Source organism: Azospirillum sp. B506, from assembly GCF_000333595.1.
GTDB lineage: Bacteria > Pseudomonadota > Alphaproteobacteria > Azospirillales > Azospirillaceae > Azospirillum.
This window is the reverse complement of record NZ_BADK01000833.1, coordinates 1-9,476: the sequence shown is the minus strand read 5'-3', so window position 1 is coordinate 9,476 and position 9,476 is coordinate 1. Positions and strand designations below refer to the sequence as shown.

At 66.4% G+C, this 9,476-nt stretch carries 10 protein-coding genes and 1 pseudogene; all 11 read left to right on the top strand.

Going from position 1 to position 9,476, the window contains the following annotated elements; translation table 11 throughout:
• The coding region (locus tag I71_RS38530; RefSeq protein WP_199902260.1) for a hypothetical protein at positions 1-1,298 on the top strand (1,298 nt) is incomplete at its 5' end.
• Positions 1,295-1,510, top strand: coding sequence for a hypothetical protein (locus I71_RS25925; RefSeq protein ID WP_042700716.1), 216 nt, complete (start codon positions 1,295-1,297; stop codon positions 1,508-1,510). The genes I71_RS38530 and I71_RS25925, both read left to right, overlap by 4 nt.
• Positions 1,507-2,523, top strand: coding sequence for a hypothetical protein (locus tag I71_RS38525; RefSeq protein ID WP_042700713.1), 1,017 nt, complete (start codon positions 1,507-1,509; stop codon positions 2,521-2,523). The genes I71_RS25925 and I71_RS38525 overlap by 4 nt, the downstream gene beginning before the upstream one ends.
• Before the next feature lie 17 nt (positions 2,524-2,540).
• Positions 2,541-3,551, top strand: coding sequence for a N4-gp56 family major capsid protein (locus I71_RS25915; RefSeq protein ID WP_042700710.1), 1,011 nt, complete (start codon positions 2,541-2,543; stop codon positions 3,549-3,551).
• Positions 3,552-3,616: 65 nt separating this feature from the next.
• Positions 3,617-3,970: a hypothetical protein gene (locus I71_RS25910; protein WP_042700707.1), complete on the top strand. Its 354-nt coding sequence runs from the start codon at positions 3,617-3,619 to the stop codon at positions 3,968-3,970.
• Positions 3,971-4,021: 51 nt separating this feature from the next.
• A complete protein-coding gene (locus I71_RS25905; RefSeq protein ID WP_042700705.1) occupies positions 4,022-4,291 on the top strand; it encodes a hypothetical protein in 270 nt (89 codons plus the stop codon).
• 29 nt (positions 4,292-4,320) lie between these two features.
• Positions 4,321-4,824, top strand: coding sequence for a hypothetical protein (locus I71_RS25900; protein ID WP_042700702.1), 504 nt, complete (start codon positions 4,321-4,323; stop codon positions 4,822-4,824).
• A gap of 15 nt (positions 4,825-4,839) precedes the next feature.
• Positions 4,840-5,529 (top strand): hypothetical protein, encoded by a 690-nt coding sequence (locus I71_RS25895; protein ID WP_042700699.1) that lies wholly within the window; start codon positions 4,840-4,842, stop codon positions 5,527-5,529.
• The gene (locus I71_RS25890) at positions 5,526-7,697 is read left to right on the top strand and encodes a hypothetical protein (protein ID WP_042700696.1); all 2,172 of its coding nucleotides are present in this window, start codon (positions 5,526-5,528) and stop codon (positions 7,695-7,697) included. The genes I71_RS25895 and I71_RS25890 overlap by 4 nt, the downstream gene beginning before the upstream one ends.
• A complete protein-coding gene (locus I71_RS25885) occupies positions 7,694-8,890 on the top strand; it encodes a hypothetical protein (RefSeq protein ID WP_042700694.1) in 1,197 nt (398 codons plus the stop codon). Before I71_RS25890 ends, I71_RS25885 begins: the two co-directional genes overlap by 4 nt.
• Before the next feature lie 2 nt (positions 8,891-8,892).
• Positions 8,893-9,476: pseudogene (locus I71_RS39230) on the top strand (hypothetical protein); the annotation flags it as partial.

Here is a 9,476-nt window from a genome sequence, read left to right as displayed (position 1 = left end):
ACGGCCCGCTGACTGCCGAACAGCTGTGCTGCTTCTATGGCGCCAAGGGCGATCATGATGCGGCGGCCGAATATGGCGAGATCGATCCGCTCGACGAAGTGCAGGCCGTCGTCTGGTTCTGCCAGAACGAGGTGATCAAGTTCGGCATCCATGTCCTGGACAGCCAGGACCCGATCTATTCCGCCTTCGCCTTCGCCCGGGACAAGGGCAGTTTCTGGGGTCGGGGCGTGCCGTCGCTGATGCGCGACACCCAATCGGCGCTCAATGCCGCATGGCGGATGATGATGGACAATGGCGGCCTGTCGACAGGTCCGCAGATCGTCATCGACCGCAATAAGGTGGAGCCGGCGGACGGCACCTGGGACCTGAAGCCCCGTAAAATCTGGTTCGCCAAGCCTGACGGCGTCAGCACCAATGGCATGCGCGCGGTCTTCGAGACCTATCCCATCGACAGCCGGCAGCCGGAGCTGCTGAACATCATCAAGCTGGCGCAGGAGTTCATCGACGACGAAGTGTCGCTGCCCCTGATCGCGCAGGGTGAGGCTGGCGCCCACCAGACACAGACGGCCAATGGCATGGCGATGCTGCAGAACGCCTCCAACGTCATCTTCCGCGACGCGGTGAAGGACTGGGACGACGAGGTGACCGTCCCCAACATCCGGCGCCTCTACGACTGGAACATGCAGTTCAACCCGAAGGAGACCATCAAGGGCGACTTCGAGGTCGACGCCCGCGGCACCTCCGTCCTGCTGGTCCGCGAGGCGCAGGCGCAGAACCTCATGACCATGTGCATGCAGTTCACCGGGCATCCGGTGCTCGGGCCGATCACGAAGGCACCGCAGCTGTACCGCAAGACCGTCCAGGCTCACATGATCTCCGCCGACGAGATCGTAATGACCGACGAGGAGATCGCCCAGGCGCAGCAGGCTCAACAGCAGGCGCAGCAGGGCCAAGGGCAGGACGATCCGCGTGTCGCCATCGAGATGGAAAAGCTCAAGGCGGCGATGCAGAAGGCCCAGTTGGACGCCGAGACAAAAATCCAGGTCGCTCAGATCAACCGGGAAACCGAACTCGCCAAGCTGGCCGCTTCGCAAAACCTCACCATCGAGCAGATGCGGACGAAGCTCCAGATGCAGGCTGCCGATCAGGATCACAAGGAGCGCATCTTCGCCGCCGAGGTCGGCTTCAAGGACCGGCAGGCGGCGAAGGAGCAGGCGGCCATGGTGCCTCCCCATCCTGCCGCGCTACCCACGCCGCATCCGGCGTCCATGCCCGCCGGCACGAGGTTCGCGCCATGACCGCCATCGACCGCCATTCCGCCACATGGGCGGCCATTACCGCCTGGGCGGAGCAGGAGCGAGCCGCCATCCGCGCCGAGATCGACAGCCCGACCACGCCGCATGACCGCACCCAGGTGCTGCGCGGCCGGCTGATCGCCATCACAGAACTTCTCGCCCTCACCGAGGAGCGCCCCGTCATTGCCATCGAAACGGAGACCTACGGGACATGACCACCGCACCGACCGACGGGCAGACCGCCACCGAGCCGGGCGCCACCACGGGCGCGGAGGAAGCCAGCTTCGAGCAAGCCTTCGCGGAATTCGCCGGCACCACGGACACCGCGGCGGATGTTGGCGCAGTTGCCCAACAAGAGCTGTCCGCCACGACCGACGCCGTTTCGACCGATGGCGGGCAGCAGCCCGGCGCCACCGCCGGAGCCAGCGGAACCGAAAGGGGTGAGACAACCCAAGCGACGCAACCCCAAGGGGGTGGACAAGTCGCGACCGACGACATATGGTCTACCGCAAGCGAGCAGCAGCGGGCCGCCTATCAGGCCGCCCAGCAGCAGTTGCAGAGACTGGATCACGATAGCCGCTCCAATCGGGGCCGCGTCTCCGTCCTGCAAAAAGAAAATGACACCCTCAAGAAGCAGTTGGCCGCCTTCACCAAGGCCGCCGGTTCGACGGGCCAGGACCAGGACGCCACCGATGCCGACATCCGCCGGCTTCAGGAGGAATACCCCGAGGTCGCACGCCCAGTCCTGGCAAAGCTTTCGTCGTTGCAGACGCAGCTCTCCCAAGCACTGACGCGCCTCGACCAGCGGGATTCTACGGAAGCCCACGCACAACGCGAGCAGGCCCTCGACCGCGAGGAACAGGCCCTGACGCAGATGCACCCGGACTGGATGCAGGTGACCGGCAACCCAGCGTTCGGCAAGTGGCTGGAAACCCAGCCCCGCTACGTGGTGGAAGCCATCCAGCGCAATGGAGAGGCCATTCAGGATGCGGCCGAAGCCGGTGACATCATCACCCGCTTCAAGGCGCACCAGGGGATGGGGGCGGCAACGGCGGCACCGTCCGCATCCGGCGCTACGGCGACGGGTGCACCCGCGAACCTCGCGGCCCGCCGGCAACGCCAGCTGGAGTCAGGGGCTGCGGTCACCAGCCGAGGCGCAGGCCCGGCCGGCGGCCCGCCCGACGACTACGATGCTGCATTCGCGTATTACGCCGCAAAGGGCCGCTAACCTGAGGGCAGTGCCCAATGGCCACCGGTCAGACCACCTACGGCGACATCAACCAGCGCACCGCCGCCTGGGCCGCCAGTGAGATGCTTCGACATGCCGAACCCGTTCTGGTGCTCCAGAAGTTCGGCATGTCGAAGCCGATGCCGAAGAACAAGGCCGACACGGTCAAGTTCCGCCGGCCGATTCCGTTCCCCGCCGCCACCACGCCGCTCGTCGAAGGCGTCACCCCCTCCGCTCAGAAGATGAGCTACGAGGACGTGACCGCGACCCTGAAGCAGTACGGCAAGCCCATCGAGATCACCGACGTGGTCGACGATCTTGCCGAGGATCCGGTGTTGAAGGATGCCTCCATGCTCGCTGGCGAGCAGGCGGCCCTGACCACCGAAATGGTGACCTATGGCACCCTGAAGGCTGGCACCAGCGTCTTCTATGCCAACGGCGCCAGCCGTTCGTCGGTCAACACGCCGATCAGCTTGAGCAAGCAGAGGGCGGTTACCCGATTCCTGAAGGCTCAGAAGGGGATGAAGATCACATCCATCCTCGACGGCTCGCCGAACTACGGCACCAAACCCATCGAGGCCAGCTACATCGCCGTCGCACATACCGACCTTGAATCCGATATCCGCGGCATGGCCGGCTTCACGCCCGTCGCCGAATACGGAAGCCGCAAGCCGGTGTGCCCCGAGGAAATCGGCTCCGTCGAGGATGTGCGCTACGTCCTGTCGCCGGAGCTGAGCGCCATCACCGATGCCGGCGCTGCCTACAACGGATCCGGCACGGCCATGGTCAGCACCAGCGGCACCAGTGCCGACGTCTATCCGGTCCTGTATTTCGCCAAGGAGGCCCTTCGCACCGTGCCTCTAAAGGGAGCCGGCCGCATTACGCGGATGTTGCTGAACCCCGGCAAGCCGGACAAGTCCGACCCGCTGGGGCAGCGCGGCTACGTCAGTTGGAAGACGTACTTCACGGCCGTGATCCTGAACCAGAACTGGATGTCGCGCATGGAGGTGGCGGTCACCGCCCTCTAAGCGAACGGCCCTGCGCGGGCCGGCGCTTCCGGCCCGCCTCACTTCCCTGACGAAGGACAGCCCTCATGGCCAGCAACTTCCGATCCGGCACCGTCAGCGGCACCGGCGCCGCCATCAACATCAGCCTGGGCTGGCAGCCCGATTACGTGAAGCTCATCAACATCGCCGACGCCGGCAACCTCGATCCGATGATGGAGTGGACCAGCGACATGCCGGCCGCCGCGGGCATCAAGTACCTGCGCATCGCCGACAATGCCACCACGGCGAACAAGAGCCACGCCTACGTCACCACCAATGGCGTCAGCGTCTATGCCGGCTCCACCACGGCCGGCGAGGGCTTCACCATCGGCGCCGATGCCGACATCAACGCGTCGGGCGAGAAGATCGTCTGGATCGCGATGCGCAACCAGCGTGGCTGACGGGCTGCGGGCCGCTCCGGCGGCCTGGCCCCATGAACAGGACTTCCGCCCATGGCCAGCAACCGCACCGCCGCCCTCCAGCTGATCGGTAAAATCCGCGAAGGCCGCGCGCTCGACACCCTGCTGCGGCAGGTGCACAGCGCCCCGGCCGTCGTCGCGTTGACCGACAGCACCGGCGGCTCCGCCAACAACACGCTTCAGGCGGTCGGCGCCACCAACGGCAGCGATCAGAGCGCCGCGATCAACAACAACTTCGCCGACATCTCCGCAAAGGTGAACGAGCTGATCGCCGCCTTCAAGACCGCCGGCCTGCTGCCCTGACCCACCAGCCTGACCCGAGGATTTTCCCGATGCCCCAGGACGTCACCGTCAAGATCGCCGATGCCACTGTCGACCAGCTCCGCTGGTTTGCTACCACCGTGCTGGGCATCGACCTCGGCCCGAACCCCAACATCCGGATTGAGACCCTGCGCGCCAAGATCGCGTCGGCCGGCTATCAGCGCGACGACATCACGGTGCTGGACTCCGTCGGAGCCACGGCGCCCGTCGCCGCTGCGACCGCCGAGACCCCGGCTCATGCCGTCGATCCCGGCAGCTACCAGCGCGGCCCCAAGGCGACGATCATGATCGACCGGCAGGAGGGCCCCGGCGGCGACCGTGCCGTGTTCGTCGCCGTCAACGGCAAGTCGATGTTGATCCCGCGCGCCCAAACCTGCGAGGTCGGCCTGCCCTATGTCGAGGTTCTGGCGCACGCGACTCAGACCCTCTACGACATGGACGAGGAGGGCAATATCAGCTCGCGCGACGTGCCGCTCTACCCCATGCGCATCCTCTCCATGCCGGCGGCGGCCTGATCGGGGCGCCCGGCGATGCCCACCTTCCTCGAACTCTGCCAGGCCGTGGCCCGCGACAGCGGCACCGTCTCCGGTGCCCAGCCCGTCAGCGTGACCGGACAGTCCGGCCGGCTGGCGAAGATCGTCCAGTTCACCGCCGAGGCCTGGACGGACATCCAGAACAGCCGCAGCGCCTGGGCCTGGATGCGCAAGGAGTTCGAGGTGGCCACCATCGCCGGCACCGCCGAATACACCGCCGCCGCCTGGAACATCTCAGACCTCGCGGCCTGGATCATCGAGAACGGCTCAGTCACCCTCTACGACCAGGCCATCGGGTCGGCTGATGAGCGCGAGATCACGCCCATCAGCTGGGACCGCTACCGCGTGATCTACGGACGTGGCGCGCAGGTCCAGCAGCGCCCGGTCGCCTGCGCCATCAAGCCGGCCAACGGCGCCCTCCTTCTCGGACCAGCGCCGGACAGCGTCTATGTCGTGCGGGGCGAATACCGCGCCGCACCTCAACTGCTGGCCAGCAACACGGACGTGCCGGCCATGCCGGTTCGGTTCCACGATGCCATCAAATGGCGCGCCCTCCAACTGCTGTCCGAGCACGACGAGGCGCCCACCGCCATTGCGACCGCCGCCGCGAACTATCGGCGCGTGCTGGGCGAGTTGGAGCGCGACCAGCTTCCGCAGATCGCCATCGCCGGGGGAGCGCTCGCATGAGCCAGCAAACCGGCCACTATCCCACCGTCGGCGGCATGGACCTTGTCACCCCCGCCATCCAGCGCAACCCCGGCGCTGCGCTGGGTGGAGTGAACTACGAGCCGCGCAAGGAGGGCTATACCCGCATCGCCGGCTATGAGCGCGTCGACGGCCGGCTGCTGCCGTCGGCTGCATCCTATTGGGTGCTGCCCTTCCAGGCAGGAACGGCCGCGATCACTCAGGGCGACACCGTCACCGGCGGCACTTCGGGCGCCAGTGGCCAAGCGCTGATCGACGCCTCGCCGCGCCAGCCGCGGGTGCTGACCCTGACCACCCGCGCCGGGAGCGCACTTGCCGCCGACATGGGCAGCCTGACCATCACAGCGGTGCTCGACCAGGGCGGCAGCTATGAGGATGGGACCGCCCGCGGCTATGTGGTGCTGACCTCGGTCGCCGGTGACTTTGCGGATGGCGAGGCGCTCAAGGTCGGCGGCGTTACCCGGGCCACGGCGGCCGATGGCGCGACCGAGCGCGGGGCCTCCAACGATAGCGACGATCAGGCATGGCTGCGCGCCGCCATCGAACTGCAGCGCGCCAAGATCGGCGCTGTTCCCGGCTCCGGCCCGATCCGCGGCGTGTGGGGCTATGCGGGCGCCCTCTACGCCTTCCGCGACAACGCGGGAGGCACCGCCTGCATCATGCACAAGGCGACGGCCGGCGGGTGGGTGGCGCAGGCGCTGGGCCACCGGGTGAAGTTTACCGCCGGCACCGGTGAGATCGCCGAGGGCCAGACGGTTACCGGCGGCACCTCGGGTGTCAACGGCGTGGTGACACGGGTGGTGGTGCGAGAGGGTGATTGGACCGCCGGAAACGAGGCGAAGGGGCAGTTGATCTTCGCCGCCATCTCGGGCGCCTTCGTCAGCGGAGAGGCGCTGAAGGTGGGTGGCGTCACCAAGGCGACGGCCGATGGCGCCTCCTCCGCCATCACCCAGTTGCCGGGCGGACGCTACGAGTTTGCCAACTACAATTTCACGGGGCTGGCGGGCGCCGACCGGATGTATGGTTGCGATGGCGTGAACCCGGCCTTTGAATGGGACGGTGCTATCTTCGTGCCGATCCTGACCGGCATGGCGACCGACAGGCCGCGCCACATCGCCGCCCATTCCAACTACCTGTTCCTGAGCTTCGATGCCTCGCTCCAATTCTCAGGGCTTGGCGATCCTTATGCATGGTCGGTGCTGACTGGTGCGGGCGAGTTGTCGATCGGTCAGACCATCACCGCCATGATCCCCGGCTATGCCGGCACCATGCCGATCTGGGGGCGCAACCGCATCGCCGTGCTCTACGGCACCGTGTTCTCTGGCTCCCAGGCCGATGGCGACCTGAAGGTGATCACCGAGGAAGCCGGCGGCATCGAATGGTCCGTACAGGCCATGGCCCAGCCCATCTGGCTGGACGATCGCGGCGTCCGCAACCTCGCATCGGTGCAGGAGTTCGGCGACTTCCAGGCAGGCACCCTGTCGCGCCTGATCAAGCCATATCTCGACGCCAAACGGAAAGCCGGCGTCACCGTGGTGGCCAGCCTGCGGGTGCGTGACCTCAACCAGTGGCGGCTCTTCTGGTCGGACGGCACCGGGCTGGTGATGGACCTGTCCAGCGACGGTCCAGCCTTCATGCCGCTCGACCTCGGCAGGGTTGTGCGCTGCGCTGTCTCGGTCGAGGGCGCCGACGGATCCGAGCAGCTCTATTTCGGCTCGGACGACGGCCATGTGTTCCGGCTCGACAGCGGGACCAGCTGCGACGGCCAGCCCCTGGCCGGCTATGTGCGCCTTGCCTTCAATCACCTCGGCACACCGACGCTGAACAAGCGCTTCCACAAGGCGACCGTCGAGGTGACGGCGGCGCCGAATACAACGCTCTATGCCTCCGCCGATTTCGACTATGGCGCCCCGGAACTGCCGTCGGTCGCGGAGCAGAGCTTCGACGTATCCGGTAGGGGTGGCTTCTGGGACGAGGCGGCCTGGAACGAGTTCTATTGGTCCTCGCCCGTCGAGGGCGTTGCCGAAGCATACATCGACGGCAGTGGCGTCAGCATCTCACTCGCCATCGGAACCGAGGCGACGTACGAGGATCCCCACACCATCCATGGCCTGACGCTCCACCATTCCGCGCGAGGGCTACGGCGATGACGAATCCCTATTTCAACCACGACAACCCGGAATCCAAGCGAACGCTGGCCCGTGCAGAATCAATCAATGCCGCCTTCGAGGCGGTGGCGGCCGGGTTTGATCTGCTGCCGGACGATTTGGCGATGAAGCAGGGCCGGGTGACCTGGGCCATCGCGACGGGCGGTCCGGTCGTCTATGTGGTGACGCTGCCCTTTGACCCGCCGAGCTATGCTTCCGGGCTGAGTTTCCGTTTCAAGGTGCCGGTAGCGAACAACGGACCCTGTGCCATCAACGTCACGGGACCGACGGGCCTGCTGGGGACAAAGGCGCTCAAGCGGTTCAATGGCACCGACACGCTGCCCAACGATCTGGTCACAGGTTCGGTCGCTGACGTCTCCTATGATGGCTCGAAATTCGTGTTGGTCGGGCAGCACGGCGCAACCGAGACTGTCTCTGCTACGAATGCCGCCACATCCACGGCTCAAGCGATCATCGCCACCAACAAGGCGACCGAAGCCCAGGGATATGCATCTTCCGCCGGTAACAGCGCCACCGCAGCCCTGGGATACGCCAATGCGGCGGGAGCTGCGGCCGCTGGCGTGAACATGCCGACCGTCGGGGCGGCCGATGCAGGCAAGGGGATCGAGGTCAAACCGGACGGCTCGGGCTGGCGGTTGGCATCCTTCCTCAAATCCATCGGTGGCACGCTGACCGGGTGGTTGCAGACATACGCCGGGACCGATTCCACCAATCTCGGCTTGCGGATTGGTGAGGCGACCAGCGGCTTCTATCGTTCCGCCCTTGGTGTGATCGGCTTCGTGGTCAATGGCATCGAGGTATTCCGCACCGCGGCCAACGGCACCCTTACCTTCCGCACACCGGTGGTGCCCAGGGTGGTGACGGTACCGTGGGCCGCAACCATCGCTTTGGACCTGACCGTCGGCAACAAATTCAAGGTAACACTGGGCGGAGGAACGACCTTCGGACCTCCCACCCTGACCGATGACATGGAGGGGATGGAGTTCACCATCATCCCGATGCAGGACGCGACCGGGAACCGTGCGGTCGCGTTCGATAGCCTCTTCCGTTTTCCCGCCGGCGTGGCACCCATCCCCAGCGCGGCCGCAGGCAAGCGGGACCGGGCGATCTGCGAGGTGGTCAAGACTGCCGCGGGAACGCTAGCCATCGACGCAGTCTACGTGAAGGGGTTCTGAGGATGGATTGGCTTCGCCGCCCCTCAGGCCTGCTGGTTCCGCCGGAGCCGCGCATCCATCGCGCGCCCTACTGCGACTTGTTCGGTGGCGGCATGATGGCGGCCGCCAACCAGCTCCCGGCCAACGTCAGCAGTCAAGCGGGAACACTGCAGAACTTCACGATCGTCACGCCTTGCGTCATGGAGGCGAAAGGCTGGGGCGCCGGTGGCGGGAAGTTCGACCCGTTCCATCCGTCCTCTCCGCGCGGTGGCGGCGGGGCCTATGGGCGCGGGTTGTTCCTCCTCAACCCTGGCGATGTGATCACCCATAGCTCGGGAGGTCCTGGGCTGCCCGGAGTTGGAGAGAACCTTCCAACTCCCGGTACCAGCGGCTCTGGTTTGCGCAACGGCGGCAACGGTGAGGGGCCTGGGGGCGGCGCCACCGAGATCTGGATAAATGGCGTCCCGGTGATGGTGGTGGGGGCAGGTGGTGGGGCGGCAGGCACCTCCGGCGGCCCTGGAGGCGACGCCAACGGTGTGAATGGCATAGATGCCGATGGTAGCACTGGCGGTCGCGGTGCCTCGCCTACCGCTCCAGGCGCGGGCGG